The following is a 24,915-nucleotide window of genomic DNA, read 5'->3' as shown; positions in this document are numbered from 1 at the left end:
TTATCCCGTCGAGTTTTCGAGAATCAGCCCGTAGACCAGTCCCATCGCCCCACCATAGAGTGCCCACGCCACGACGCCGACGATGCCCCCAACTGTGAGATACGGCACCGGCACCGATAGGCCCATCACCAGTCGGAGCCAGACCGGCATGGCGATGAGATGGAAGAGCACGCCGACGGCGACGCCGTAAAGCTGACCCACGCCGGCACAGGTCACGCCGAGCGCCGAGCGCTGGAGCAGCGGCACGAGCATCTTCTGGAGCGCCGAACTCCGAGACGAGAGCATGATGACCGTGTTGGCAAAGGAGTTTATCGAGCCGGAGACGAAGGCGACAAAGGGGATGCCGAACAGAACGCCGAGCGCCAACAGGACGTACCAGCCGCCGTTGAGCGAGTAGAGGCCGACGATGCCGCCGACCTCGTAGACCATCTCGGTCCGGTAGAGGCTCATGATGAGACCGGCTTGCAGCGCACCGAACAGCCCACCGATGACGACGCCCTCGACCGCAGTCATATCGATGCTCGGCGAGAGGCGCGAACCGAGCGCGGCGAGACGCGAACGGACAGCCATGCCCGATGACTCGGCCACCGAGACAAAAGTCTTCGGCGGGGTCATCGCGGCCACTTATATCACTCAGGTCGTGCCGGCGAACGGGTCGACCTCCGAGGAGCGCTGGTCGATGAGGACGAGCTGGTAGCGCGCGACGTCCGCGGCGTCGGTGTTGAGCGCCTGTGCGTTGAATTCCCACGTTTCGCCGACCTCGAAGTCGCTCTGGCTGTCGGAGGCGTGGCCGATGTCGGTGCCCGAGCGGTCGAAAAACCGGACGTACGCCGCGATGAAATCGAGGGTCACGTCGCCGCGGTTCGCGGCGCGGCCACGGACGCCGCCCGAGCCACGACGATAGAACTCGTGGGTGAGCAGGACGAGACCGTGACTCGTCGGCGTGTCGGTCCGCTCCGCCGAGCCGTTCGGGGTTCCGTTGATGGCGATGCGCCGTGCGTACTTGCCCTCGCCAGCGCCGAGACAGCCAGCCAGCCCCAGACATACCGTGCCCACACCGGCGAGCACGCGGCGTCGTTGCATATCCACGCCTCACCCGCGGCGCTCAAAAGACTATGGACGACGGTGAAAAAGAGTGTCGACATCGAGATACATCCGTGCGAACCGTGAGGCATCGGTGTCACAACCTTTTTGCGGTCCGGGCGGACCCTATCGGGTACGATGGCGAACGTACGCGACCTGCTCGACGAACTCGTCGAGGGGGTCGACACGATACTGTTGTTCTCGCCGAGTGAAGCCTACTACGAACGCTGCCGGGACCTCGATGCCATCTCGGTGGTCGTCTGTGCACCCGACAACGGCGTCGGTGCCGAGCGGTTCGTTCCACTCCCGCTCGAATTCGTCGACGCCAAAGAGCGCATCCGTTTCGGCGTCGAGGGCGCGGCCGAGGAGGACTTCGTCGCCGAGGGCGACGAGGTGGCCTGCGCGCTGAAACTGTTCGACGACGCCATCGACGGCGTCTGCCGGGTGCGGGTGGGCGACCTCACCCACTCGGGAGTCTACGACCTCTTCACGAACTCCAGAGCCGACCCGGAGGTCATCAACGCGGTCGTCGACGTGGCGGTCGAACTCGGCCAGAAGGGCCAGAAGGGCAAACCCGTCGGCGCGCTGTTCGTCGTCGGCGACGCCGGCAAGGTGATGAACAAATCCCGGCCCCTTTCATATAATCCCTTCGAGAAATCGCACGTCCACGTCGGTGACCCCATTGTCAATGTGATGTTGAAGGAGTTCTCCAGACTGGATGGAGCCTTCGTCATCAGTGACTCGGGCAAGATCGTCTCGGCCTACCGGTATCTCGAACCGAACGCCGAGGGTGTCGACATCCCGAAGGGCCTCGGCACGCGCCACATGGCGGCGGCGTCGGTCACGCGAGACACGAACGCGACGGCGGTCGTGCTGAGTGAAAGTGACAGGCTGGTGCGGGCGTTCAAGGGCGGCGAGTTGATCCTCGAACTCGACCCGGAGGAATACTGATGGCCACCCTCGGAACGTTCGTTGGAAGCCTGCTGAGCGGCCGATTCGACCTCGTGTTGGTCACGGTCGTATTGGTCGTCGGCGTGCTGGTGGGCTATCTCGTCGGGCGGGTGAGCCAGCGGACGCTCACGGCCGCCGGCGTCGGCGAGGCCGTCGAGGGGACCGCCTTCGAGCGCGCCGTTGGCCGACTCGGCACCTCGACGGTGTCGGTGCTTGCGGGGCTGTTCGCGCTGTTCGTCGTTCTTGTGTTCGTCGTGCTCGCGCTCACCGTCGCCGCCGTGCTCGACGTGCGGGTGTATCTCCGGCAGTTCATCAACTTCCTGCCACAACTGTTCGTCGCCGCGCTGGTGGTCGTCTTCGGGCTGATCGTCGCCGACAAGGCTGAAGTGCTCGTCTCCGAGCGCCTGCGTGGCGTGAAGCTTCCCGAAATCGGACTGCTCGCGCTACTCGTCAAATACAGCATCATCTACATCGCGGCACTTTTGGCACTCGGCCAGCTCGGCGTGGCGAACGTCGCTCTCCTCGTCCTGCTTGGGGCCTACGCCTTCGGCGTCGTCTTCCTCGGTGGACTCGCCTGTCGTGACCTCCTCGCCGCCAGCGCCGCCGGGTTCTATCTCCTGTTCGCCGAACCGATTGCCATCGGCGACGAGGTCCGTATCGACGGGCGCGCGGGCATCGTCCAGGAGGTCGATGTCTTCGTCACCCACATCGAGAACGACGGCGAGGAGTTCATCGTCCCGAACGACCACGTCTTCCGGTCGGGTATCGTTCGCGTCCGCTAGGCGTCGGCAGCGTCGAACGGTGTGCCGACAGGCGAATCGTCTTTGAGGACGGCATCCGTACGCCGACCATGCACTGGAAACTGTTCGCCACGCTCGCCGAGACGGCCGGCGAGCGCGAAATCGAGGTCGATGTCGAACCGAACGCGACCCTCGACGACGCGCTCGCGGCGCTGTTCGAACGCCATCCGGCCCTCGAAGACGAAATCATCGACGACGGCGCGGTACGCGACCACATCCATCTGCTCCACAACGGCGAGGACCCCTTCGTCGCCGGCGATGGCTTCGACACCGAACTCGACGCGGGCGACGAACTCGCCGCGTTTCCGCCGGTCAGCGGCGGTTAGAGCGAGACGGCCGCATCGAGCGCGATGACGATGGCGCGCTCGACGTTGTCCTTCGCCTTTGCAGGAAGTTCCTCGCCGTCGGTTTCGCCCTTCTGGGTGCCCGTGACGAGGTTGCCATCGACGGTACAGAGCGCGCCCGCACGGAGTCCCTTCCGGCGGGCGAGCGTGAAGATCGCGGCGGCCTCCATCTCGACGGCGAGCACGCCCGCCCGCTCCCACGCCTCGACGTACTCGTCGGTCTCGGCGTAGAAGGCGTCGTCGGAGGCGATGGCTCCGACGTGGACCGGCTCGTCGCGCGTTTCGGCCGCCTCCACCAACCCCGAGAGTACGTCGTAATCGGGCACCGCAGGAAGGCTGTCGCGCTCGTAGCGTCCGGTCGTCCCCTCGTCCTTGGCCGCACCGGTCGCGACCACCACGTCGCCGACCTCGATGTCCTGCTGGAGCGCGCCCGTCGTGCCCACACGAATGAGGGTCTCGACACCCACATTGGACAGTTCCTCGACCGCAATCGCCGCCGATGGACAGCCGATGCCGGTCGAGCAGATAGTAATGGGGGTGTTCTCGTAGGTGGCGTTGACGAGTTTGTACTCGCGGTTTTCGGCCACGGTCGTGGGGTTCTCGCAGTGGCCCGCGATACGGTCGACGCGCCCGGGGTCGCCCGGCAGCAGCGCGATGTCGTTCAGGTCGCCCGGTTCGACGAGCAGGTGTGGCTGTTTGGCCATGCCGAGCGCTCGATGGCCCGGATGAAAAGTGAGTCCATTCGTGACCTTGGTTACATTATTACATATTTGGTTTGCAAATCAACTAAATGACCAAACTTGGGCTGCTGCAGCTGCGAGCAATTCTGTTCGATCTTGGATAGTTGCTACACTCCACTCCTCATATTGATTAGCAATATGATTTGTTATCTTGAACTTTGATTCACGATATGCATCTTTTTTATCCAAGTATGGATTTGCACCAATCCTGATATTTATCTCTGATTCAAGAAGAGTAAGATTCCCGAGACGGTCACGGTACTGCTCAAATGTCCCCTCGTCAGTATTCAGCGTAGCAGGCCACGTCGTGTAACGACTTGCAGAAAATGCAGCTCTCGGGGCAATATGTTCTAAATCAACATCAAACACATTCGTTATCTCTGCCCCACCGAAATACTGCTGCTCAAGGGTTGTGAGCATATATTTCGTCCGGTTATTTAATTTTGCTCGTTTGTTTTCAATTCCAGCTTTAAATTCTGCGTCACTGGGGCCGCGCTCGCTAAACAAATTCTGTATTGTAGTCGTTGATTGATCTTCACCAAAACCTTCGGAACAAAGACGTGAATATATTCGATCAAGTTCCCCACCTGTTGCGTAGTTTGCTGTTTTCCATCTAATCAGGAATGTTTCAAGAAGTTGTAATGATTCAACAACTCGATTTGGATTATCAAACTCTCGGAAAATACGAAGCATGAGCGTACGGGCCTGTACTGAACCAATTGCTTCCAGATGTCGGAGTTTTCGATTGATTGCGTCGTTTGCATCCATATGGAAGGAGGCGATATCACACTCTACTATCTCAACATATGTTTCTGCTCTCTGTGCAAGGTCTGTTATATATTCTTCAACAGAAAGCCCTGAAGCCGAGAGTTTATTATCAATTATATCTTTGAAAGTTTCGTACAATTTATATTCTGAAACGCCATCTGGGTGGTTTGGTATAGGGGCTGACATAATATAATGTCTGAAGAAGCGACTCGGTTTGCGTAGGGCAGGAACGATGAGATCAATAATATCTTCCCACTTGCTTTGCACTAATGAATAATCTATACTGGCGTTGGATACAGCAATACTAAACAAATGGTTTTTCATTAGATCAACCGCCGAAAGCTCAAGACCACGATTATTGAGTGTTTCAAAGAGTTTGAATGCTGATTGCTCACTATCACATTTGATGCTCACAATTGTTATTGACCGAAGAATACGACGATACAACTCATCTAGCTCTTCGATAGAAAGTGCAGAAACTTTCTCTTGATAGAACTCCAGTGCCTCAATTAGTTGACTATCTATACCAGTATTTTCCTCCTCAGATATTATCGATTTATAGGCCTCGTTATCAAAACGACTAAGTTCTAGGTTTTGATGTCTACTCATATCAATTTCTCTTTCCCATAGATAGTCCTCGTTTATTGCCTCAACTATCTCATTCTGACCCTCATCTCGATATCGTTCTCGGATAGCCGCCAGTATGAGGGACAAAGTGGTCAGCCGTTGTTGTCCGTCAACAACCTCCAAGACGTTGATGTCGTTGAGTCCTCCGTTTCGCTCGATTACAACCATCGACCCGAGGAAATGCTGGCGATCACCACCTAGCGAGTCGATATCATCCCAAAGTTCTCTCCATTGATCCTCTGTCCAAGAATATCTTCTTTGATAATTTGGCACTCGGTATTTGTAGTTTCTCTTAAGTACGCTTTCCACTGTATCCTCATCGGCGGAGATTCCGATTCCATTACTCATAGGCTGCTTTCATGTTGTTTCTTATTAAGCGTGTCTATGTCAGTCTGGAAAAATATCGACGGTTGATAACAATGCCTTTCGCCTCTCATCACTCAGTATCTACCACCCTATGAACATAGAACCGTTCGCGCTCGAACGCTGGTTCGGCAAGTACGAACACGACGCCGACATCATGCTCGCCGAAAGCGGCATCAGGAGCCTGCCCGCATCGCGCTTCGACACCGACCCCGGCGACCTCGGCTACGTGATTCCGACCGACGGCGACCCCGAGTTCCGCGAAGAGGTCGCCGCGCGCTACGGCCGCTCGGCCGACGAGGTGATATTCACCTGTGGCACACAAGAGGCGAATTTACTGGCGATGCTCGCAACCCTCGACGACGAGGACCACGCGGTCGTCGTCACACCGACCTACCAGTCGCTGCACGCGCTGCCCCGTTCGCTCGCAAGCGTCTCGACGGTCGAACTCACTCCTCCAGAGTGGAATCTCGACCCCGATGCCGTTGCCGACGCCATCGAACCGAACACCCGGCTCGTGGTCGTGAACGACCCGAACAACCCCACCGGCAAATACCACTCTCAGGACACTATCGACGCACTCTACGACCTCGCGGCCGACAACGACGCCCACCTGCTCTGTGACGAGGTCTATCGCCTACTCGCCGACGACCCCATCCCACCGGTGGCGAGCATCGGCCCGCACGCCATCAGCACGACGAGCCTCACGAAGGCTCACGGGCTGGCGGGCTTGCGATTCGGCTGGCTCGCTGGTCCGCCCGAGGTCGTCGATGCCGCCCGCCGCTGGAAGGATTACACGACGATTTCACCGTCGGTCTTCGGCCAGCACGTCGCCCGACAGGCCCTCGCCGACGAGGAGACGATTCTCGACGAGAACCGTGCGCTCGCGCGTGACCACCGCGAGCGCGTCGGCGAATTTCTGACCGAGTACGGTCTCGATTGGCACGAACCCGTCGGCGTGAACGCCTTTCCGACCATCCCGGAGGGATTCGATGGGTCCCGGGAGTTCTGTCGCACGGTCGTCGAGGAGCAGTCGGTCGTGCTCGCACCGGGCGACGTGTTCGGCTTCGACGACCGCTTCCGGTTGGGCTTCGGTCTGCCGACCGACGAATTGGCGGAGGGGCTGGAACGTGTCGGTCGGGTCATCGAAGCGCACGCGGACGGCTGAACGCCCGAGTGAGTCCGGGACTTCCAAACCGTTTATACCGCCACGTCAGCAATCACGCATATGGCCAGACAGCAGACACAAGTCCGCGACCTCGACGAGGGGAGTTATGTGATGATCGACGACGCACCCTGCAAAATCACCGCCTACAGCACGGCAAAACCGGGCAAACACGGCAGCGCGAAGGCACGCGTCGAGGGCAAGGGCGTCTTCGACGAGAACAAGCGCAACTTCACCCAACCCGTGGACGCGAAGGTGTGGGTCCCCATCATCCAGCGCAAACAGGGCCAAGTCGTCAGCGTCGAGAGCGACGACGTCGCGCAGGTGATGGCACTCGACACCTACGAGACCTTCACCATCAAGACGCCCGGCGACACGGACCTCTCGCCGGACGACGAGATCGAGTATCTGGAGATGGACGAACAGCGAAAGATCGTCTGAATGGGCTTTCCCGGCACGAACGAACCGCGCGAGACGAGCGATTACGTTCTTCTGGGTGCGCCACTCGATATCTCGACGACGTTCCAGCCCGGCACGCGCTTCGGCCCCCGAGAGGTGCGCCACCACGCCCACACCTTCGACGACTACGACCGTCGCACCGACCAACGATTCACCGAACTGGGCGTCCACGACGCCGGCGACCTCGACGGCTGGGATGACGCCACCGAGTACCTCGACTTTCTCCGGGGGATGGTCACGGACATCCACGACGAGGGAAGCGTCCCGCTGCTCGTCGGCGGCGAACACACCGTCAGCGCGGCGGGCGTACGCGCGACCGACCCCGATATCTATGTGTGTCTCGACGCCCACCTCGACCTCCGCGAGGCGTATGCGGGCAACGAACTGAGCCACGCCACCGTTACCCGGCGCGCCCTCGACACTGTTGATAGGGCGGTGATTCTCGGCGCACGAACCGGTAGCGAGGACGAATGGAAGCGCGCCGACCGCGACGACGTGACGGTGGTTCAGCCCGAAGCGGTCCCGGACTGGGAACCCGACTTCGATGGCACAGTCTATCTGAGCGTCGATATCGACGCCGCCGACCCCGCCTTCGCACCGGGCACGGGCACGATGGAGCCGGTCGGGCTGACACCGCGCGAACTGCGGCGGGTCGTCCGGGCGGTCGCCCCCGCAACTACGGGCTTCGACGTGGTCGAGGTCAACGACCGCGACGACGGACAGGCCGCCGCGCTCGGCGGCAAACTCCTCCGGGAGTTCGTCTACTCGCACGCAGCCCGAGCGGACGACTGAGCGTTCGCACTGTTTCGATTCGCTCATGGCGATTCCAATCGGCGTCCTCATCGTCGGCAGCGTCACGGTCGATTTCGCGGTCGCCGTGCCGATGCTCGGCGTGCTCACGCTCGCCACGGTCCTGTTGTTTACCGTTCTGCGAACCGAGCTCTCGCTCAGCACCCCCGAGTCGTACGCGCTGCTCGTCGGCTACGGCCTGTTCGTCGCGTGGGTCGTCGCCGAGACCGTCGGCGTGACACACCTGCTCCGTGGCTCGTGAGCGGGGTCAGTTCGGACTCAGGCGAGCGGTCGAAGCTCGGCGCTGAAATGGCGCAGTTCCTCCATCGCTGGCTCGTCGACGACCTCGTAGCCCGGCAGCTCCTCGCGTCGTTCGGCGACCGCCGCGAACGTCTCAGCGACGTGTTCGAGGTGGTCACGGAAGTACGTTCGTCGGGGGAGACAGAGCCGGACGAGCTGGGGCCGCTCCTCGCCAGGGAAGGCGAGTTCGCCGAGTTCGACGGCGCGCACGCCGCCCTCGCGGTAGAGCGCACAGACGAGCGCCTGTCCCGGGAACGCCTCGCGCGGAATTTCGGGGAGGAACGCGCCGGCATCGACGTAGACCGCGTGGCCGCCGGTCGGCGTGCGAATCGGGACGCCGACCTCTTCGAGGAGCGTGCCGAGTTCGGCGACCTGCTCGACCCGTGATTCGATGTACGGTTCCTCGACCGCCTCGCCCAATCCGACCGCCATCGCTTCGAGGTCGCGGCCGGCCATCCCGCCGTAGGTCGAGAATCCCTCGAACAGGATGCCGCGCTGGCGAGCCTGCTCGTAGAGGTCGTCGTCACCCTCGCGCACGCCGACGAACCCGCCGACGTTGGTGAGACCGTCCTTCTTCCCGCTCATCACCACGGCGTCGGCCATCGAGAGCTGCTCGCGGGCGACGCTGGCGACGCTTTCACCCTCGAATTCGTCCTCACGCTGGGCAACGAAGTAGGCGTTCTCGGCGAACCGACAGGCATCGACCACGAGCCGCGCGTCGAGGTCGTTTGCAACCGTCCGGGCCTCCCAGAGGTTTTCGATGCTGACGGGCTGGCCAGCGAGGGAGTTGTTCGTGATCGTGACGACGACGGCCGGAATCCGCTCGGCACCGACCTCGCTCGCCAGTTCGCGGACTGCATCGGTATCGAGGTTTCCCTGGAAGGGGTCGTCGGGGTCGCTCTCGACCGGGCAATCGACCGGCTCGCCGCCGGCGTTCACGATGTGTGCCCGCGTCGTGTCGAAGTGGGTGTTGTTCGGGACGTACTCGCCCTCGGAGACGAGCGCACCGTAGAGGACGTTCTCCGCGCCGCGACCCTGATGGGCAGGGACGATGCGCGAAAATCCCATCACGTCTTCGACCGCGGCTTCGAGGTTCTGGAAACTCTCGCTGCCGGCGTAGGACTCGTCGCCACGATGCAGCGCCGCCCACTGTTCGTCGCTCATCGCACCCGTTCCGCTGTCGGTCAGCAGGTCGACGAACACCGCATCGGCGTCGAGATTGAACACGTTGTGGCCCGCCTCGCGGAGGTGGCGCTCGCGCGCCTCCCGGTCGGGGAGTTCGATTCGCTCGACGGATTTCGCCTTGTACGCTCGCATACCGCATCGACGGCCGAGCGCGTGAAAACCTTACTCGAAGAGAGGTGTGGTCCGACGGCCGCTTTCGACCCTCGATGGCCGACTTCGGTCACTACTGTTCATCCCAGCGAGCATCGGTAGTGCTCTCCCAGCGTGGGCGCTGCCCTCGAACGACGACACGGGGACTACGCCGTCACGGCGAACGAGTCGACCATCACGGCCGCGGTCGGGGCGAAGGCGACGCCGTCGTGCCAGTCGATACCGAAGGTGTAGCCGGTGTCGTCGGTGGTCACGAACAGATAGCACAGCCGCCAGCGCTCGCCGGCATCGTCGCGGTAGGTACATTCGAGCAGCCGTCCCCGCTCGCCGCTCGTCAGTCGTCTGTTCTCGTCGAGACACACGTCGAGTCCGGTGACGTACGCGTCGGCATCGAGTTCGTCGAGGAAGGCCGTGGCGGCGGCCGCCGCGGTTCGTCCATCCCGGTCGACGAACACGACCGCGCCGACGTCGCTGTCCGGGGCGTCGAACGTCGCGCCGCCGTCGGCGTCGGCGTCGACCGACCAGTGGGCGGGGGAGACGAGGCGGTAGCCGTGTTCCTCGTCGGTGTAGGGTTCCAATGTCGGCTCGGCTGCGGCGTGTGTCATCGTTCACTGTCTGGGTGGTCCGGCGCGTTCACGGTCGTCCGTGGCTGCTCACGCCGTGGCGGAATGTTCGTGTCTGCGTTGGGCGAAGAGTGTGGGCGTCAGGCCAGTCGGTCGGCGACCTTCGCGGCGATGGGCAGCCTGATGGTCTCGCCCTGGTAGGCTTTGACCATCATGTACACCCACGCGGCGAAGCTGCCGACGGCGACGACGAGCCAGACCAGCCCGAGGATCAGCCCGAAGAGGCTGCCCGCGAGGAACATCCCGGAACTCCCGCTGAACGTCGCCATCGAGACGACCGTTCCGAGGAACGTCAGCGCGATGTAAGCGACGGCGAGCAGCCCAGTGAACGCCATGCTCTGGGCGGCGTGCCAGCGGACGAAGCGGTCCTCGCGCTCGATGAGATAGAAGAGCAACCCCGAGACGAACCCGAACAGATACGACAGCGCCCCCGCGGTGGTGCTGTCGAGTCCGGAGCTGCCTTCGGTGGCCGGCGATTCCCGTTCGATACCAACGTCTTGTGTGCTGCTTGCCATCTGTGGTCTCCTGTGGTTTCGTTTCCGTTCGTCCGCACGAACGCCGGCGGCAGTTCCCGCCAACGTCCATAGAGAGACGTCTATACCGGTTATAGCCATCGCGTGCGTTCGTCGCACGTCGCGGAACCGTCCCACACTGTGAGACGGTTTCATGCGGTGGCTATAACCCCCGAAGCGGTCTCTCTCAGGACGAGTCACTCCGGTGGCTCGGAGAACACAATGGATTTCGACGAATTCGTCCGGTCACACGGACCCGAAGAGAGCGCGAAGACGTTCGAACGCGAAAGCTCGAAGATGCTCGACATTGCCCTCGATGGGGCAATCATGGCCAAAGCCGGCTCGATGATCGGCTACACCGGCGACGTCTCCTTCGAGCGCAAGTCCTCTGGCGGGCTGAAGGGAATGTTGAAAAAGCGCGTGACCGGCGAGGGAGCCGTGATGATGCGTGCCTCGGGCAGCGGCCACCTCTATCTCGCCGACGCCGGCAAGGAGGTCCAGATTCTCGAACTCGATGCCGACGACGAGGTGAGCGTCAATGGCAACGACGTGCTCGCCTTCGAGGAGTCGGTGGACTCGGACATCAAGATGATGAGTTCCATCGCCGGCTCCGCTTCGGGCGGGCTGTTCAACGTCCATCTGAAGGGACCGGGCCACGTCGCCATCACCACCCACGGCGAGCCGCTGGTGCTCCCGACGCCGGTCCGGACCGACCCGAACGCCACCGTGGCGTGGAGCGCGAACGTCTCGCCGAATGCGAAACGCGACCTGAACATCAAGAGCTTCCTCGGTCGGTCGTCCGGCGAGAGCTTCCAGCTCGAATTCGCCGGACAGGACGGCTTCGTCATCGTCCAGCCCTACGAGGAACTCACCCCTGATGCGGGCGAGTCGGGCGGCGCGAGCGCCAGCAGCGGCCAGAGTATCAACGTCAGCGACTTCCTCTGAGCACACGCTGACGACCGCCAAGCCTTCCTCAACCGTTTTCACCGGCCGCCCGTGACCGTTTAGTTCGGACAGCACTCAGTTCGACCATGACGAACTGGCGCGCGGTCGGAATCGGACTAGCCGTCGAGTTCGTACTGGGCATCGTCGGCCTCATCGTTCCGGGAGTCGGACAGTTCGTCGCCGGTCTCGTCGGCGGGTTCGTCGCCGGCTACCGGGCCGGTGGCACCGTCGGTAGCGGGCTGTGGCACGGACTGCTCGCCGGCTCGCTCGGCGGTTTCCTGCTGGCGATTCCCGTCGGTATCGCCGTCTCGGTCGCGAGCATCGAGGTCGGCATTCTGGGTCAGCTCGGAAGCCTCCTCGCCGGTCTCGGGACGATGCTGTTCGTGCTCGTCGTCGCCGTCGTCCTCGGGGCGAACAGCGCCCTCGGCGGTATCATCGGCAGCCTCGTCGACGCAGGCCGCTCGCGCGCCGCCCCGCGAAATTCACGCAACCGCCCCAAGGACGCCGACCACACGACAGCGGCCGCCGAGTACGAGGAATCGTCGAGCCCGCGACTGACCGATACGATTCTCGACGGCCGTCGGTGACGCTCGGACGATAGGGCGGCTTATTCGTCCGCCGATTCGACCTCTGGTGTGGAGCTATCGATAGTCGATCTGGCACCGGTACCCGAAGGTGGCACGGCGACCGAGGCGTTCGAGAACACCGTCGAGCGCGCTCAGCACGCCGAAGAACTCGGCTACTCGCGCTTCTGGGTGGCCGAACACCACGACTTCACCGACCGGCTGGCGAGCACCACGCCGGAGGTACTCATCGCCCACCTCGCGGCCAAAACGTCGAGCATTCGCGTCGGCTCCGGCACAGTCCTCCTCAACCACTACAGCCCGTACAAGGTGGCAGAAACCTTCGGCGTGCTCGACGCGCTCGCACCCGGGCGCATCGACTGTGGTCTCGGGCGGGCGACCGGTAATCCAGTAAGTGATTACGCCCTCCAACCCGACCGCAGCCAGCGCCGGCGCAGCGACGACCACGCCGAGAAGATCAACGAGACCGCCGCCCACCTGTATGATGGGTTCCCCGACGACCACCAGTTCAGCGAGTTGGATGTCGCCCGCTCGCGCGAGGACGTCCCCGAGGTGTGGGTACTTGGGTCGAGTCCGTCGAGTGCGGCCATCGCCGGCGAGCTTGGATTGTCCTACTGTTTCGCGTCGTTCATCAGGCCCGGACCCGCCGTCGAGGCGTTCGAGACCTACCGCGAACGGTTCCAGCCCTCGGAGTTCGGTGCCGGACCCGACAGTCCGGAGGGAATGCTCGCGGCGAACGTCACCTGCGCCGAAACCGACGCGGAAGCCGCACGGCTGCGCGCGACGACCGAAGCCTCGCGCAAGCGACTCCAGCGCGGCCGCACCGACGCACCGCCCATTCGCTCGACCGAGGAGGCCATCGAGGAGCTCGGCGGCGTGCCCGAGCCGACCGAACGCCCGCTCGAACCGGGCGAGTGGCCGCGACAGATTTCGGGCAGCCCCGAAACCGCACGGGAGCTATTGGAAGAGATGACCGCCCAAGCCGGCGTCGAGCGGGTCATGGTCCAGAGCCAGCTCGCCGACCCCGACGACGTGCTCCGCTCGCACGAACTGCTCGCCGAAGCGTTCGACCTCTAACCAGTTCCCTCAACGGACGACCGTCACCGGCACCGGCGAGCGCCGCACGACCCGCTCGGCGACGCTGCCGAGCAGGATGCGCGCGAGGTCGGTGCGGTCGTGGCTGCCGATGACCACGTGGTCGACGTCGTTGTCCCCGATATAGTCGATAATGCGCCGTGCGGGGTCGCCGACCTCGATTTCGCTCGTCAGCGCGATGTCCTCCTCGGCAGCCTGCTCGCTCGCGGCCGCGTGGAGTTCCTCGACCTCCGCCCGCGCGCCCTCGTACCACTCCTCGGAGTAGCCGGGCAGTCCGGGAATCCCGGTCGGCGACTGTAAGCCAATCGTGTTCGGGTCGGTGTCGAAGGGGTTGATGACGGTGATGGCGGTGAGTGTCACATCGGGGAGGCCGAGTGCGTGCTCCAGCGCGCGCTCCGAGCGCGGCGAACCGTCGATGGGAACGAGAACGTGTTCGGTCATACGAGCGACTACCGTTGCTTCGCCTATAGCGATTGCCGTTCGGCACTGCTGGCCTCACTCCTCGGCGAGCGCCGATTCGACGAGCCGGCGGCCGCCGATGGCGGCGGGACTGACGACGGTGTTCGCGCCGGCGCGTTCGAGCTTCGGACCGTTCTCGGCCTCGGTGGCGGCGGCCACCACAGTAATCGAAGGGTTCCGTTCACGGACGGTGAGTACCGAGAGCGCGTCGGTCGCGTCGCTATCGCTGGCGACGATGACCGCCCGGGCGCGGTCGATGCCGGCGCGGGCGAGCGCCGCGCCGTCGGTGGGGTCGGCGACGAAGACGGGCAGTTCGCGTTCGGCGGCCGGCGGCAGTTTCGACTCGTCGGCTTCCGGCACGACGAGCACGAGGTCATCCATATCGAGTTCGTCGAGCACCGATTCGGTCAGGCCGCCGTAGCCGAGCACGAGCACATGGTCGTCGCGTTCGGCGAGCTGTGTGTCGGTCATGGTTCCGAGCGCGCGCGTGAGCCGGTCCTCGATGGCCGGGGCCACCAATGCACCGATTGCGAGCCCGAAACTCGCCGTGCCGACGACGATGAGCGAGACGGTGAACAGCCGTGCCTGCCCGGTCACGGGCGTCGCGTCGCCGTAGCCGACGGTGCTCGCGGTGATGATCGTGTAATAGAAGGCGTCGGTGAGCGACCCGACGCCGCGGAAGCCCTCCCGGAGCGTGTAGGCTCCAACGGTGCCATACAGCAGTGCGCCGCTGACGGCGATGAACGCCGCGACCTGCGTCGTCGAGAGGGCGAGTTCCCTGTCGAAGCGGCCACGAGTGAGTGCCAGCACGACGAGCGCCGCCACCGAGAGGGCGGCGACCGGAACGGAGACGACGCTCGACTGGACGATTGCCTGGAACACCGTCGCCGAGAGCAAGAGCACAGTGGCGTACCACGCCGCGCGCCGCCCGGTACGCAGTTCGAGCGCGCTGATGAGGAGGAGAAAGCCGGTGAGAACGGCCGTGAACCCGGCAGTCCGCCGGACGCCGCTGGCGATGAGGCCAGTCAGCGGGCCGAACGTTCCGGGCGAGCCGAGCACGGCGACGCCGGTGAGCATCGACAGTAGCGCCACCACGACGGTCAGCCAGACGGCCACCCGCCGGCCGAGCAGCACGCGTAGCCGCCGCTTTCCCGCCGCCTGCACCGCGTCGAGAACGCGCCTAACTCGCATGCGCGCTCGGCCAATCGCCCATCGTGGGGATAAGAATGCTGGTCGAGTGGGTTCTCCCTCTTCGGTCGGCTCACGGACGCGAGTCGGTTGTCGGCGATATGCCTTCGGGAGCGGGAGTCATCGTGTGGACGAGTTCGACTCATTTATGCGCGCCGACCGAGTCACTCCGACGAATGCGTTCGTGGTCCGACCGGGGGCGGTGGCTCCTGCCGGTCGTGTTGCTCGCGCTCGTCGCCCACGCCGAGACGCTCGGTTACTGGTTCGTCGCCAGCGACACGCTCCCACTCATCGCAACGAGCCGCGTCGCCGACCCCACTGGATTCGTTTCGTTGTTCGCCCAGCCGCTGATGGCCGGCTCGGATTTCACGACCACCGCGCAGTTCTACCGCCCGGTTGCCAGTCTCACCTACGCCATCGACTACGCGCTCTGGGGGCTGAACCCCGCCGGCTACCATCTCACGAACCTGCTGCTGCACGCCGTCGCGGCGGCGCTCGTCGCCGTCTGCACAGTACGAATCACGCGCCGGCGAGCGGTCGGTGCGCTCGCGGGCATCCTCTTTGGGATTCATCCCGTGACGACCGAAATCGTCCCCGTGACCGCACGGCGACAGGACACCCTGCTGACGATACTCGTCCTGGTCTCGCTCGTCCTGTTCGTCCGCTGGTATCGGGCAACGGCCCCGGCCGAGCGGTTCCCGTGGCGCTTTGGGAGTCATCGCTCGCTCGGGGGCGCGCTCCTCGCCTACGCGCTCGCCCTCGGCGCGAAGGAGACGGCCGTCGTCGTTCCGGTGCTGGTAGTCGTCTGGACGCTCCTCCATCGTGAGAGCGACCGACCGCGGCGACTCCTCGAAACGCTGTTCGGGAGCGTTGGCCCGTTCGCCACCGTTACACTGGGCTATCTCGCGGTCCGCATCGCCGTGCTCGGCGGGTTCGGCGGGTATCGCGTGCCGACGAACGTGGCGCTCTCCGACAGACTCCTCTTCGGCGTGAAGTACCTCCTCTGGCTCGTCTACCCGCAAAACACCGTCCCGGAGCTGCCAACGATACGTGCCGCGGGTGCGCCCTCGATGGTCGTCGGCGTCGCCGGCGTGCTGCTGGTCGGTGGCGTCGTGGTGATGACGTTGCTGCGGCGGGGGTACTTCCATCGCGGGCGATTTCGGCGGCTGCGAGTGCTCTCGCCGGTCGCGAGCGTCGTCGGGTTCGCGGCGATACCGCTCGTCCTCGCCGGCGAGTCGCTCGGGTCGGTGGTCCTGCCTCCGGTCGGAGATACCCTCGGGAGCTATCTCATCGGCGTACTGTTCGTCGGAGCCTGTCTCGCCGGTCTCGCCACCGTACTGTTCGCGGGCCGCCTCTCGTTCGACGGGGAACAGCGCCGGCAGCTGGCGTTTTTCGCCTGCTGGGCGTTCGTGCCGTGTGGCCTGCTCATGAGCCGAGGATTCGTCACCAGCAAGCCGCTGACCTTCGGCTTCGGGATGCGCAACGGCTATCTCGCGGCCGCGTCCGCGATGGCCGCGCTCGCGCTGGTGGTGACGCCCTCGCTGCGACGGCTGCTCACTGCCCTCCGGGGCATGCTTACGAGCGAGCGGGGTTTCACCCCGAGCGCCAGCGACGTCGCCTGTGTCGCCGTCATTGGGCTGCTCTTGGTTCCCGTCGTCGGTGCATCGCCGCTGCTGTACGCCGGTAGCGATTGGCAATCGGCGGGCGACCTCAACGAACGGTCACTGTCGGGAGTCAGTGACGCACTCGACGGGGTGTCGGGGAACGAACCGATATATATCGTGAGCTTCCCGAGCGGGCTCGACAGTAGCCAGCGGTCGGCTTCGCATGCACAGTCGGTGACGCCGCTGCGGCCGTACTCGGTCGAGGCGTGGCTCGCGCTCAACGGGTTGTCGAACCCACAGGTACGACTCGTCCGGTCGGCGAGTGTGGCCGCGGTTCCCGAACTCGACATTCGTATCGAGCGACGCGAGCGGTTGACCGCCGTCTGGGTCGAGCGCACTGGGAACGCCACACAGCAAGCGCAAGCGACCGACGCACGGTCGAGCGCGACGGTGGTGGACTGAGATGGAGGGGTCGCGCAAACTCGTCCTCGCGGTGGCGCTTTCGTTCGCGCTCGGCGTCCTGGCCCACGCCGAATCGCTCGGCTACTGGTTCACCTCCTACGATTCGATTGCACTCGTCGAGACGAGCCGCATCGCCTCGCTCGCCGACCTGCGAACCATCCTGACCGAACCGCTGCTCGCCGGCACCTCCTACGTCGAAGCGGGCCAGTTCTATCGACCCGTCGTCAACCTCGTCTACGCCGCCGAGTACGCGCTCTGGGGACTCGACCCCGCCGGCTATCACCTCACGAACCTCCTGCTGCACGGGCTGGTCGGCGTACTCGTCGTTCTCACCGTCCGCTCGCTGACCGACTCGCTGCGTATCGGCGCAGTCACTGGCGTGCTGTTCGCCATCCATCCGCTCGGAACGGACGTGGTGCCGGCGATTTCACGGCGACAGGACGTCCTGATGGCGCTTTTCGGCCTGCTCGCGCTCTGGCTGTTCGTCGAGAGCGTTCGTCGGGACGGCCGACGACTGCGTTCGGGGGCGGCCGTGGCCTACGCGCTCGCGCTGCTATCGAAGGAGACCGCTGCCGTCGTCGGCCCGCTGGCCTTCCTCTGGGTGGTGCTCGACGGTCCCTCGCTTCGCCGAGTCTCGACGTATCGCCGGGCCATCGTCGCGGTGGCTCCGCTGGCGGCCGTCGCGGGGGCGTATCTGGTGGTGCGTGTCGCGGTACTCGGCGGTATCGGTGGCTACACCCATGAGCCGCCGCTGTCCCGAACGCTGCTCTTTCCGGTCCAGTACGTGCTCTCGCTCGTCTATCAGGCCGACGTCCTCGCCGTTGTCCGAGATGTCTCGACACCGCTTGCGGTCGCCGTCGTGGCCGCCGTTCCGCTGGTACTGCTCGTGGGTTTCGCCCGCGAGCGTTCGCCCGACGACATCACCCCACGTCACGTCATCCCGATTGCCCTCGCCGTCGTCGGGTTCGGCGCGCTCGTCGTCATCGTTCGGTTCCCAAACACCTCGCCGCTCTCGTCAATCGGGACCGTCGAGCACGCCGGCTGGTACACTGCCGGTATCGTCTTCGCCGTCGCCGCGACGAGCGCGCTGGTGGGAGCAGTCACCTCGGCGCGCTCGCTCGGTACCCGCCGCTCGACGGGCTTTTTCGTCCTCTGGCTGCTCTCGCCGCTCCCGCTGTTCTTCGTCGCCCGACAGTTCGCCTTTCGAGACGCGTACTTCTTCGCCATCCCGCTGCTCGCGCTCGCCGCGACGTATCTCGACGGCGCGCTCCCCGCAGACTGGACGACGCTCTCGGAACGAAACACCGACGCGCTGGCCGTCGTCGCCGTGGTCGTCCTCCTGATTCCCTCGCTCGCGGCGTCGCCGCTCCTCTATACCGATTCGGGCTGGGGCGAGACGAGCGACGTCACTCGGACGGCGCTCGACGAGATCGACCGCTCGGTGAGCGAGGTCGGTCCTGAGACGCCCGTCGCCATCGCCGGGATACCGACCAAGCTCGATTACCACCCACACCGTCTCGGGCAGGCGCGAAAAGTGACCATGCTCCAACCCCACTCGGTGCGGTCGTGGCTACGGTTACAAGGCCACGACAACCGCGTCGCCGTCGGCCGATTGCAGTCATTCAATACCGTTCCGCGGAACGTCTCGGTACGGGTACGCGAGAACGGACGGCTACTGGTGTGGCTCCGCTACGACTGACGCCTCGTTCGACGGTGTGCAAGCGCTTTTGCCCGCCGACCCGCTGACGTCCGGTGGTGGCGATGACGAACCGTTACCCCCGCCGAGCCCCGTGTGACGAGGCCCGATACCGAGCCACCACCCAAACTTCTATCGTTCGCCGGTGAACGTCGCCGTCGTCATCGGGTCGTTCGTCGACGCAGCGTGTGTATCAACCGCCTCCCGGTAGGCCGCGTAGGCGTTGACACCCTCGCCGTCGATGCTGACGGTTTCGGTACCACGGGTCCCGCCGAACATCGCCCAATCGGTCTCCTTGTCCTCGTTGAACCAACACCACATCTCGACGTTCTCGCGGTCGAAGTATTCGAAAGCGTCCCGAATCCACCCACCTTTCCGCTCGGGGTCGTAGCTCGAATACGTCGCCGAGGAACTCGCCGTCTCGGCGATACAGACCGGTTTGTCCGCGAGCGTGCGCATCCGTCCGAGCATCCCACCGAACACCGCCTCGGGCGAACGCCAGTCCGACCATGCCCTGCTCTCACCCCACTGATAGCCGTCGATGCCGAGCCAGTCGACGGCGTCATCGCCCGGATACAGCTCCTCGGCGGTGTACGAGCCGACGTCGGTGGCGTTGACACACCACATCCACTGGACGGTCTCCTCGCCGATACCCATATCCTCGAACCGACCACGGACGTGCCGCCACATGTCCGTGTAACTCGCCGGCGCGGAGTTCCCTACTGTCGGACTCCACGGGTACCAGTCGCTGTTCATCTCGTGGGCGAGGCGGACGTACGCCCGGCGGTCGTCGCCCGTCCCCGATTGACCGTCCGGGCCGGCGAGGAACTCGCGCAGGCGCTCGGCCCAGCGGTCGATATACCCGTCGTACTCGCCGTTGGCGATGCGCACCTCGATGTCGTCGGGTGTCGTGCCGGCGAGTTGCTGGCGATAGCTGGCATATTGGCCCCGCTCGACGAGCGCGCGGGTATCGACCGATTTGGTGCGCCTGTTCGGCGTGAACGGCTCCCACGTGATGAGCGGGACCCGGCCCGCGTCGTGAATCTTCGGAAGCACACGCTCGAACAGCCAGTCCATGTGGCCCGTATCGGGGTTCCACGGCACGAAGAGGACCTGCACCGGATAGGGCGCTCCCTGCCACCCCTCCATGCGCTCGATGGTCGCGAAGTTCGCGTCGCTGAGACCGTTGTGGATGCCGAGCACCGGCGACGGGTCGGCATCGATCTCCTCGCCATCGAGCGTGACCGTCGCGTCGCCGTCGAGGTCGAGGTCGAGCAACTCGCCGGCGAACGAGTAGCTGTCCCGCCCGCCACCACCGCCCTGTCCCGTCGCCATTCGTCCGGAGACGTCGTCGTTGTCGTCGATGGTTGCCCCGTTCGCGTCGCTCTTTGCGAGGTCGCCGCTGACCGCGAACCGATAGGAAAAGCGCCCGCCGTTGCTGGCGATGGTCAGTGTGTGGTCAAAGGTGGGCGTCGTATCGAGTCGCTCGCCATTGAGGGAGACGTTGGCCTCCCCATCCACCTCGATATCGGTCAGCGTCCCGAAAAAGCTGTAGCTGTCGGCGGAGATGCCGACCACACCCGAAGCACTCGACCCGGCTATCTCGTCGCCGGTGTTGACGTTCGCGCCGTTTGCCGTGCTCTTTTCGAGTTTTCCGGTGACGGCGAACTCGTAGGTCGCCCGCATGCCCGTCCCTTCGATAGTGAGGACGCTCTTCGAGGTCGGATCGAACTGCTCGCCGTCGATGGAGACGTTCGCCGCACCGTCCACCTCGATGTCCGCAAGCGCTCCGGAAAACGCGTAGCTGTCGGCGGAGATGCCGACCACACCCGAAGCACTCGACCCGGCTATCTCGTCGTTGCCGTTGACGTTCGCGCCGTTTGCCGTGCTCTTTTCGAGTTTTCCGGTGACGGCGAACTCGTAGGTCGCCCGCATGCCCGTTCCCTCGATGGTCAGGACGTGGTCGAGATACTGGCTCGGGTCGAGCGGTTCGCCATCGATGGAGACGTTCGCCTCACCGTCCAGTTCGAAGCCGGTGAGGTCGCCGGAGAATCGATAGCTGTCGGCGGAGATGCCGACCACCCCCGAAGCGCTCGACCCGGATATCTCGTCGTTGCCGTTGATGTTCGCGCCGTTTGCCGTGCTCTTTTCCAGTTTTCCGGTGACGGCGAACTCGTAGGTCGCCCGCGAACCCGTTCCCTCGATGGTCAGCACGTGTGATGGTCGAGCAGCCGCTGCCGACGATGCGCCCGCAGCGCCGGCTACCCCGAGCGCCGTCAGTTGTAACAGTCGCCGCCGCGAGAGCCGCCACGACCCCTCCCCTCCCATGCTGTTTGTTCCGTCCCTCATTGCTTATTCACGATGGAAAAGTAAACATATTAAATTTTTCGATGCTAAATGATAATCAAGACGGCTGAATAGTACCTCGTCATCGAGCACCGTTTGGCTACTCTCGTCGGCGAGGCGGCAACGTTTTGCATGACTTCCCCGAAGGGGTTGCTCGATGGAAGAGCGTACGCGCGCGTATCTCCGGGGGCGCTTTCGCGACCACTACCGCCGGACGGAGCCGACGCTACCGCCCGATGCTGACGCGCGCGAGTGGGGGCATATCCCGTGGACTTCGGGACCGGGAACCACGATGGTGCGCCACAACTCGACGCTCGATTTGGGCGACCTCTCGGACTTCCTCGCGCGCGAGCGCCCCCGCCACGTCTACTTCTCGGCGGGGCGCTACGACGACCCCGGCGCGGGGTCGATGGCCGAGAAGGGCTGGCGCGGCTCGGATCTGGTCTTCGACCTCGACGCCGACCACCTTCCAACTGTCGAACTCGGCGAGGATTCGTACAAGGAGATGCTCGAAAAGTGCAAGGCCGCACTACTGCGCCTGCTCGACTTCCTGGAGAACGACTTCGGCTTTCGGGACCTCACGGTCGTCTTCTCGGGCGGGCGCGGCTACCATGTCCACGTCCGCGATGAGGGCGTCCAGTCGCTCGAAAGCGATGCCCGCCGGGAGATCGTCGACTACGTCCGGGGGATCGGTCTCGATGTCGACGCGCTCATCTCTCATGAAGCGGTCGGCGGTACGGCCGGCCGGGCCAGTCCGGCACGAAAGCGCACGCTCGACACGACCGGCGGCTGGAGCCGGCGCGCCCACCGCCACCTCCTCGGTTTCATCGACGAGCTACTCGACATGGACGAAGATGCGGCGCTCGCCCGGCTCCGGGGGTTCGACGGTATCGGCGAAGGCAAGGCCACGGCCGCGCTGCGCGCTGCACGCACCAACTACGGCGAAATCGAGGCGGGCAACATCGACGTTCATCCGGCCTTCCATGCACTCGCCCAGCGACTGCTTCCCGAGGTGGTCGCGGCGGACAACGCACCCATCGACGAACCTGTAACTACCGATACAAACAGATTGATTCGCCTGCCGGGCAGCCTCCACGGCGGCAGCGGGTTGTGTGTCGAGCGGCTCGCACGCGACGAAATCGAGGGGTTCGACCCGCTCGTCGATGCGATTCCGGGAACCTTTCGCGGGCAGGAGATCACCGTCGAGTGCGACGACGAAACGACCGTGGAACTCGCTGGCGATAGTTTTACGGTGACGGCGGGGACATCTCACGTCCCGGAATACGTCGGCGTGTTCCTCATGGCACGAGGCACCGCCGAGAAGGGCGAAGAATGAACCTCGGAGACCTCCAGTCGACCCGGAGCAAGGAGCGCCAGAAGGACAGCCTCCAGCATCTGCGCGAGGAGTTCTATACTGATGTGGGCGCGTTCGTCGCCGAACTCAGAACCGAGCGCGAGCGCGCGGCCGAGGCCGCCGACGACCCCTTCGATGCGCCCGAGGTCCGCCGGCTGACCGACGACATCGAGACGGCCGAGGACACCGTCGAAGCCATCTACGAGCGCCGCGTCGGCAAACTCGTCAAACTCGCCAGCCTCGCTGCCGCCGGCATGCCGGCGGACAAAGACGGTCTCACGAGCGAGGAGCGCGAACTGTTCGGTACGCTCGTCGACGCCATCGAATCGAATCGCGCGCACGTCCTCGATGACGTTCTCGTCGGTGGTGGCCACGCGACCGACGAACCTGTCGAAACCGATGAGCCAGCGGCCACCACCGAACCGGCTGCCACGGCGGCCGACACGGCAGACCACGGGGTGGCACACGGTGGTGGCGATGCGCCCTCGACGGCAGCGACGGAACCGCCGACCGCACCCGAATCCGTCGAACCCGAGGGTGCGGACGGGACAAGCGGGCGCGAATCCCCACCGGAGGCTGAGGGCGGCGTCAGCGCTGCCGACGTGATGGGCGGCGAGACGCCCGAGTCCACGGGTGAGCCGACGGACGCACCGCCGCAGGCTCCGCCGGATGCGGCCGACGCGAGTAATGCGGATGATGACGGAGATTCACGGCGAGAAACGGAGCGAACGACCGTCCGCATCACGCGCGATGTCGGCGAGATTCTCGGGGCCGACGAGCGGACCTACCAGCTCGCAAGCGAGGACGTGGTAACGCTCCCCGATGTGAACGCGACGCCGCTGCTCGAACGCGATGCAGCCAAACGACTCGATTAGTATTTCGCGCTCGCGCCGGTCGTCGCGTAGATGACGTCCATCAGCCCGTCACGCTGGGCCTGCCAGGATTCGAACCCGTCGGGACTGTCGGGATAGTCCTCGTAGTGGTTGAGCAGGCGGTCGGCTTCCCGTTTGGTCTCGTAGAGGTCGAACACCGTCTTCCAGTGGCCGAAGCTCTTGATGGCGGTTCGGATTTTGAGCGGAAGACCGATGGTCGCACTCCCCGAGTAGAGCGCATCGGAGAGTTTCGCCGCGGGCAGGGCGGCCAGCAAGCCGGTGAGGTTGTTCAAGCCCGTGGCACCGACGAAGACGTTGTAGACATCGAGCGCCGCGTAGCGCCCGCCGAAGTGGTCCATCACCCGCTCGTTGTACTCCCAGAGCGCGTCCTCGCTCACGTCGCCCTCGTCGATGGCGTCGATGGCCGCCTCGCCGGCGTATTTTCCCGCGTAGGCCGCACCCGCAATTCCCCCGCCAGTGGTCGGATTCACGTGGGCGGCGGCGTCGCCGATGGCCATGAAGCCCGGTGCGACGCCCGAGTCGTACGGTCGGCGCGTCGGCAGCGCCGCGCCGAGTTTGTCTTTGACGGTCGCATTTTTGAACTCCGGGCGCTCGCGCAGGTCCCGCCGCAGCGCCTGGACGAGTTCCATCGGCTCCTCGCTCATCTGAAAGCCGAGACCGACGTTGATTTCCGTCGGCGTGCGCGGGAAATACCAGAGATAGCCCGCCGCACGCTGGGTGGGTTTGAGCACGAGGGCGTCCTGCCACTCCACAGGCTCGTCGACCTCGACGACCTCGCGGTAGGCCGAGGAGAACTGTGAGTAGTTCACGTTGGTGTCGAAGGTCGCCTCGGCGAGGTCGGCCTTGTCCTGCAGCACCGAGAGCGCACCGGCGGCGTCGATGACTATCTCACTCAGATATTCGACGGGTTCACCCTGTCGCTTGCCCGTCAGCCCCGTCACACGCCCGTCGCTCTGCTCGACATCGTTGACGACGGTATCGTAGTGGATGTCGGTGCCGGCCTGCTCGGCACCCTCGATGACGAGCTTGCCGTATTCGAGCCGGTCGATGACGGCGAGTTCGCCTGGTACTGGGATGTCGAGGACGGCGTCTTCTTGGGGGATTTCGAACCGCCCGTGATCGACATCGGTGTTGGTGAACGAGGGTTCGATATGGGATTTCGGAATCGCCTCGGGGAAGGCGTCGGCCCCCTTGAGCGCGTCGCCGCAGGCGATGTGGCCCGCCTCGTCGGCCGTTTTGCGCTCGACGATGACCACCTCGTAGCCCGCTCGCCCGAGCGTCGCGGCGGCGTAGCAGCCGGCGGTCCCCGCGCCGACGATGGTGACGTCGGGTTCGTGTGTTTGCATTGGGGGATGGTCGAGTGGTGGGTGGAAAACTCTTCCCAACGCGCCGCGGCGGCTCGCGGGGTTGGTAAAGGGTTTTGTCGGAGC

24 protein-coding genes and 1 pseudogene are annotated in these 24,915 nt (G+C 64.4%); 14 read left to right on the top strand and 11 right to left on the bottom strand.

Annotated features, from left to right (window positions below):
- On the bottom strand, positions 1–570 hold the full coding sequence (locus tag ACQUQO_RS01260; RefSeq protein ID WP_435076119.1) for a hypothetical protein: 570 nt from the start codon (positions 568–570) through the stop codon (positions 1–3).
- Between the two features lie 63 nt (positions 571–633).
- Positions 634–1,083 (bottom strand): FxLYD domain-containing protein, encoded by a 450-nt coding sequence (locus tag ACQUQO_RS01255; protein ID WP_435076118.1) that lies wholly within the window; start codon positions 1,081–1,083, stop codon positions 634–636.
- Between the two features lie 138 nt (positions 1,084–1,221).
- Between ACQUQO_RS01255 and dacZ the strand changes: the two genes are divergently transcribed.
- From dacZ to ACQUQO_RS01240, 3 genes are all read left to right on the top strand, one after another.
- Complete coding sequence (gene dacZ, locus ACQUQO_RS01250) at positions 1,222–2,034, top strand: diadenylate cyclase DacZ (protein ID WP_435076117.1); 813 nt, start codon at positions 1,222–1,224, stop codon at positions 2,032–2,034.
- Positions 2,034–2,816, top strand: a complete 783-nt coding sequence (locus ACQUQO_RS01245) for a mechanosensitive ion channel domain-containing protein (protein ID WP_435076116.1) — start codon at positions 2,034–2,036, stop codon at positions 2,814–2,816. Before dacZ ends, ACQUQO_RS01245 begins: the two co-directional genes overlap by 1 nt.
- A 68-nt stretch (positions 2,817–2,884) precedes the next feature.
- Positions 2,885–3,160, top strand: a complete 276-nt coding sequence (locus ACQUQO_RS01240) for a ubiquitin-like small modifier protein 1 (protein ID WP_435076115.1) — start codon at positions 2,885–2,887, stop codon at positions 3,158–3,160.
- On the opposite strand, the gene ACQUQO_RS01235 is transcribed toward ACQUQO_RS01240, so the two are convergent.
- Entirely contained in the window at positions 3,157–3,882 is a 726-nt protein-coding gene (locus tag ACQUQO_RS01235; RefSeq protein ID WP_435076114.1) for a nucleoside phosphorylase, read from the bottom strand. The genes ACQUQO_RS01240 and ACQUQO_RS01235 overlap by 4 nt on opposite strands.
- A gap of 78 nt (positions 3,883–3,960) precedes the next feature.
- Positions 3,961–5,661, bottom strand: a complete 1,701-nt coding sequence (locus ACQUQO_RS01230; RefSeq protein ID WP_435076113.1) for a DUF262 domain-containing protein — start codon at positions 5,659–5,661, stop codon at positions 3,961–3,963.
- A 109-nt stretch (positions 5,662–5,770) separates the two neighbouring features.
- Between ACQUQO_RS01230 and ACQUQO_RS01225 the strand changes: the two genes are divergently transcribed.
- The 4 genes and pseudogenes from ACQUQO_RS01225 to ACQUQO_RS01210 form a co-directional block, all read left to right on the top strand.
- The gene (locus ACQUQO_RS01225) at positions 5,771–6,844 is read left to right on the top strand and encodes a pyridoxal phosphate-dependent aminotransferase (RefSeq protein ID WP_435076112.1); all 1,074 of its coding nucleotides are present in this window, start codon (positions 5,771–5,773) and stop codon (positions 6,842–6,844) included.
- Positions 6,845–6,904: 60 nt separating this feature from the next.
- Positions 6,905–7,282 carry a translation initiation factor IF-5A gene (locus ACQUQO_RS01220; RefSeq protein ID WP_435076111.1) on the top strand — a complete coding sequence of 126 codons (378 nt, stop codon included), beginning with the start codon at positions 6,905–6,907 and terminating at the stop codon, positions 7,280–7,282.
- Positions 7,283–8,092 (top strand): arginase family protein, encoded by an 810-nt coding sequence (locus ACQUQO_RS01215; protein WP_435076110.1) that lies wholly within the window; start codon positions 7,283–7,285, stop codon positions 8,090–8,092.
- Positions 8,031–8,351: pseudogene (locus ACQUQO_RS01210) on the top strand (sodium:calcium antiporter); the annotation flags it as partial. The gene ACQUQO_RS01215 and the pseudogene ACQUQO_RS01210, both read left to right, overlap by 62 nt.
- Positions 8,352–8,368: 17 nt before the next feature.
- Here the strand turns inward: ACQUQO_RS01210 and ACQUQO_RS01205 are convergent.
- The 3 genes from ACQUQO_RS01205 to ACQUQO_RS01195 all read right to left on the bottom strand — a co-directional run bounded on the left by ACQUQO_RS01205 (position 8,369) and on the right by ACQUQO_RS01195 (position 10,862).
- Positions 8,369–9,706, bottom strand: a complete 1,338-nt coding sequence (locus tag ACQUQO_RS01205) for a tryptophanase (protein WP_435076109.1) — start codon at positions 9,704–9,706, stop codon at positions 8,369–8,371.
- A gap of 164 nt (positions 9,707–9,870) precedes the next feature.
- Positions 9,871–10,329, bottom strand: coding sequence for a hypothetical protein (locus ACQUQO_RS01200; RefSeq protein WP_435076108.1), 459 nt, complete (start codon positions 10,327–10,329; stop codon positions 9,871–9,873).
- A gap of 98 nt (positions 10,330–10,427) precedes the next feature.
- The gene (locus ACQUQO_RS01195) at positions 10,428–10,862 is read right to left on the bottom strand and encodes a DUF4870 domain-containing protein (RefSeq protein WP_435076107.1); all 435 of its coding nucleotides are present in this window, start codon (positions 10,860–10,862) and stop codon (positions 10,428–10,430) included.
- Positions 10,863–11,081: 219 nt separating this feature from the next.
- Between ACQUQO_RS01195 and ACQUQO_RS01190 the strand changes: the two genes are divergently transcribed.
- The 3 genes from ACQUQO_RS01190 to ACQUQO_RS01180 all read left to right on the top strand — a co-directional run bounded on the left by ACQUQO_RS01190 (position 11,082) and on the right by ACQUQO_RS01180 (position 13,465).
- Positions 11,082–11,804, top strand: a complete 723-nt coding sequence (locus ACQUQO_RS01190) for an AIM24 family protein (protein WP_435076106.1) — start codon at positions 11,082–11,084, stop codon at positions 11,802–11,804.
- Between the two features lie 86 nt (positions 11,805–11,890).
- The gene (locus ACQUQO_RS01185; RefSeq protein WP_435076105.1) at positions 11,891–12,391 is read left to right on the top strand and encodes a DUF5518 domain-containing protein; all 501 of its coding nucleotides are present in this window, start codon (positions 11,891–11,893) and stop codon (positions 12,389–12,391) included.
- Between the two features lie 48 nt (positions 12,392–12,439).
- Entirely contained in the window at positions 12,440–13,465 is a 1,026-nt protein-coding gene (locus ACQUQO_RS01180) for an LLM class flavin-dependent oxidoreductase (RefSeq protein WP_435076104.1), read from the top strand.
- A 9-nt stretch (positions 13,466–13,474) separates the two neighbouring features.
- On the opposite strand, the gene ACQUQO_RS01175 is transcribed toward ACQUQO_RS01180, so the two are convergent.
- Together ACQUQO_RS01175 and ACQUQO_RS01170 are read right to left on the bottom strand one after the other, a co-directional pair.
- Positions 13,475–13,924, bottom strand: a complete 450-nt coding sequence (locus ACQUQO_RS01175) for a universal stress protein (protein WP_435076103.1) — start codon at positions 13,922–13,924, stop codon at positions 13,475–13,477.
- A gap of 54 nt (positions 13,925–13,978) precedes the next feature.
- Positions 13,979–15,133 carry an NAD-binding protein gene (locus tag ACQUQO_RS01170; RefSeq protein WP_435076102.1) on the bottom strand — a complete coding sequence of 385 codons (1,155 nt, stop codon included), beginning with the start codon at positions 15,131–15,133 and terminating at the stop codon, positions 13,979–13,981.
- Positions 15,134–15,306: 173 nt separating this feature from the next.
- Here ACQUQO_RS01170 and ACQUQO_RS01165 point away from each other — a divergent pair, with 173 nt between their 5' ends.
- Together ACQUQO_RS01165 and ACQUQO_RS01160 are read left to right on the top strand one after the other, a co-directional pair.
- Positions 15,307–17,196: a phospholipid carrier-dependent glycosyltransferase gene (locus tag ACQUQO_RS01165; protein WP_435076101.1), complete on the top strand. Its 1,890-nt coding sequence runs from the start codon at positions 15,307–15,309 to the stop codon at positions 17,194–17,196.
- Position 17,197: 1 nt separating this feature from the next.
- Positions 17,198–18,895 (top strand): glycosyltransferase family 39 protein, encoded by a 1,698-nt coding sequence (locus ACQUQO_RS01160; protein WP_435076100.1) that lies wholly within the window; start codon positions 17,198–17,200, stop codon positions 18,893–18,895.
- 129 nt (positions 18,896–19,024) lie between these two features.
- Here the strand turns inward: ACQUQO_RS01160 and ACQUQO_RS01155 are convergent, their stop codons facing one another.
- Positions 19,025–21,241, bottom strand: coding sequence for a glycosyl hydrolase (locus ACQUQO_RS01155; RefSeq protein WP_435076099.1), 2,217 nt, complete (start codon positions 21,239–21,241; stop codon positions 19,025–19,027).
- 154 nt (positions 21,242–21,395) lie between these two features.
- On the opposite strand from ACQUQO_RS01155, the gene priS reads away from it, so the two are divergent.
- Together priS and ACQUQO_RS01145 are read left to right on the top strand one after the other, a co-directional pair.
- Positions 21,396–22,574, top strand: coding sequence for a DNA primase small subunit PriS (gene priS / locus ACQUQO_RS01150; protein WP_435076098.1), 1,179 nt, complete (start codon positions 21,396–21,398; stop codon positions 22,572–22,574).
- Positions 22,571–23,467: a DNA replication complex subunit Gins51 gene (locus tag ACQUQO_RS01145; RefSeq protein WP_435076097.1), complete on the top strand. Its 897-nt coding sequence runs from the start codon at positions 22,571–22,573 to the stop codon at positions 23,465–23,467. Before priS ends, ACQUQO_RS01145 begins: the two co-directional genes overlap by 4 nt.
- Here the strand turns inward: ACQUQO_RS01145 and ACQUQO_RS01140 are convergent.
- Entirely contained in the window at positions 23,464–24,831 is a 1,368-nt protein-coding gene (locus ACQUQO_RS01140; RefSeq protein WP_435076096.1) for a geranylgeranyl reductase family protein, read from the bottom strand. The two genes, ACQUQO_RS01145 and ACQUQO_RS01140, sit on opposite strands and share 4 nt — an antisense overlap.
- Positions 24,832–24,915 lie beyond the last annotated feature (84 nt).

The organism is Halococcus sp. AFM35 (assembly GCF_051195015.1).
Classification (GTDB): domain Archaea; phylum Halobacteriota; class Halobacteria; order Halobacteriales; family Halococcaceae; genus Halococcus.
The sequence above is the reverse complement of the archived record's forward strand: the minus strand, read 5'-3'. Positions and strand labels throughout refer to the sequence as shown.

What these genes read in the sequence shown, in the direction of transcription:
- ACQUQO_RS01215 (WP_435076110.1), top strand. Translation starts at nt 7,283, where the DNA reads ATGGGCTTTCCCGGCACGAACGAACCGCGCGAGACGAGCGATTACGTT.
- priS (WP_435076098.1), top strand. Translation starts at nt 21,396, where the DNA reads ATGGAAGAGCGTACGCGCGCGTATCTCCGGGGGCGCTTTCGCGACCAC.
- ACQUQO_RS01185 (WP_435076105.1), top strand. Translation starts at nt 11,891, where the DNA reads ATGACGAACTGGCGCGCGGTCGGAATCGGACTAGCCGTCGAGTTCGTA.
- ACQUQO_RS01200 (WP_435076108.1), bottom strand. Translation starts at nt 10,329, where the DNA reads ATGACACACGCCGCAGCCGAGCCGACATTGGAACCCTACACCGACGAG.
- ACQUQO_RS01145 (WP_435076097.1), top strand. Translation starts at nt 22,571, where the DNA reads ATGAACCTCGGAGACCTCCAGTCGACCCGGAGCAAGGAGCGCCAGAAG.
- ACQUQO_RS01140 (WP_435076096.1), bottom strand. Translation starts at nt 24,831, where the DNA reads ATGCAAACACACGAACCCGACGTCACCATCGTCGGCGCGGGGACCGCC.
- ACQUQO_RS01220 (WP_435076111.1), top strand. Translation starts at nt 6,905, where the DNA reads ATGGCCAGACAGCAGACACAAGTCCGCGACCTCGACGAGGGGAGTTAT.
- ACQUQO_RS01240 (WP_435076115.1), top strand. Translation starts at nt 2,885, where the DNA reads ATGCACTGGAAACTGTTCGCCACGCTCGCCGAGACGGCCGGCGAGCGC.
- ACQUQO_RS01190 (WP_435076106.1), top strand. Translation starts at nt 11,082, where the DNA reads ATGGATTTCGACGAATTCGTCCGGTCACACGGACCCGAAGAGAGCGCG.
- ACQUQO_RS01195 (WP_435076107.1), bottom strand. Translation starts at nt 10,862, where the DNA reads ATGGCAAGCAGCACACAAGACGTTGGTATCGAACGGGAATCGCCGGCC.
- ACQUQO_RS01175 (WP_435076103.1), bottom strand. Translation starts at nt 13,924, where the DNA reads ATGACCGAACACGTTCTCGTTCCCATCGACGGTTCGCCGCGCTCGGAG.
- ACQUQO_RS01225 (WP_435076112.1), top strand. Translation starts at nt 5,771, where the DNA reads ATGAACATAGAACCGTTCGCGCTCGAACGCTGGTTCGGCAAGTACGAA.
- ACQUQO_RS01245 (WP_435076116.1), top strand. Translation starts at nt 2,034, where the DNA reads ATGGCCACCCTCGGAACGTTCGTTGGAAGCCTGCTGAGCGGCCGATTC.
- ACQUQO_RS01170 (WP_435076102.1), bottom strand. Translation starts at nt 15,133, where the DNA reads ATGCGAGTTAGGCGCGTTCTCGACGCGGTGCAGGCGGCGGGAAAGCGG.
- ACQUQO_RS01155 (WP_435076099.1), bottom strand. Translation starts at nt 21,241, where the DNA reads ATGAGGGACGGAACAAACAGCATGGGAGGGGAGGGGTCGTGGCGGCTC.
- ACQUQO_RS01160 (WP_435076100.1), top strand. Translation starts at nt 17,198, where the DNA reads ATGGAGGGGTCGCGCAAACTCGTCCTCGCGGTGGCGCTTTCGTTCGCG.
- dacZ (WP_435076117.1), top strand. Translation starts at nt 1,222, where the DNA reads ATGGCGAACGTACGCGACCTGCTCGACGAACTCGTCGAGGGGGTCGAC.
- ACQUQO_RS01255 (WP_435076118.1), bottom strand. Translation starts at nt 1,083, where the DNA reads ATGCAACGACGCCGCGTGCTCGCCGGTGTGGGCACGGTATGTCTGGGG.
- ACQUQO_RS01260 (WP_435076119.1), bottom strand. Translation starts at nt 570, where the DNA reads ATGGCTGTCCGTTCGCGTCTCGCCGCGCTCGGTTCGCGCCTCTCGCCG.
- ACQUQO_RS01205 (WP_435076109.1), bottom strand. Translation starts at nt 9,706, where the DNA reads ATGCGAGCGTACAAGGCGAAATCCGTCGAGCGAATCGAACTCCCCGAC.
- ACQUQO_RS01165 (WP_435076101.1), top strand. Translation starts at nt 15,307, where the DNA reads ATGCGTTCGTGGTCCGACCGGGGGCGGTGGCTCCTGCCGGTCGTGTTG.
- ACQUQO_RS01235 (WP_435076114.1), bottom strand. Translation starts at nt 3,882, where the DNA reads ATGGCCAAACAGCCACACCTGCTCGTCGAACCGGGCGACCTGAACGAC.
- ACQUQO_RS01230 (WP_435076113.1), bottom strand. Translation starts at nt 5,661, where the DNA reads ATGAGTAATGGAATCGGAATCTCCGCCGATGAGGATACAGTGGAAAGC.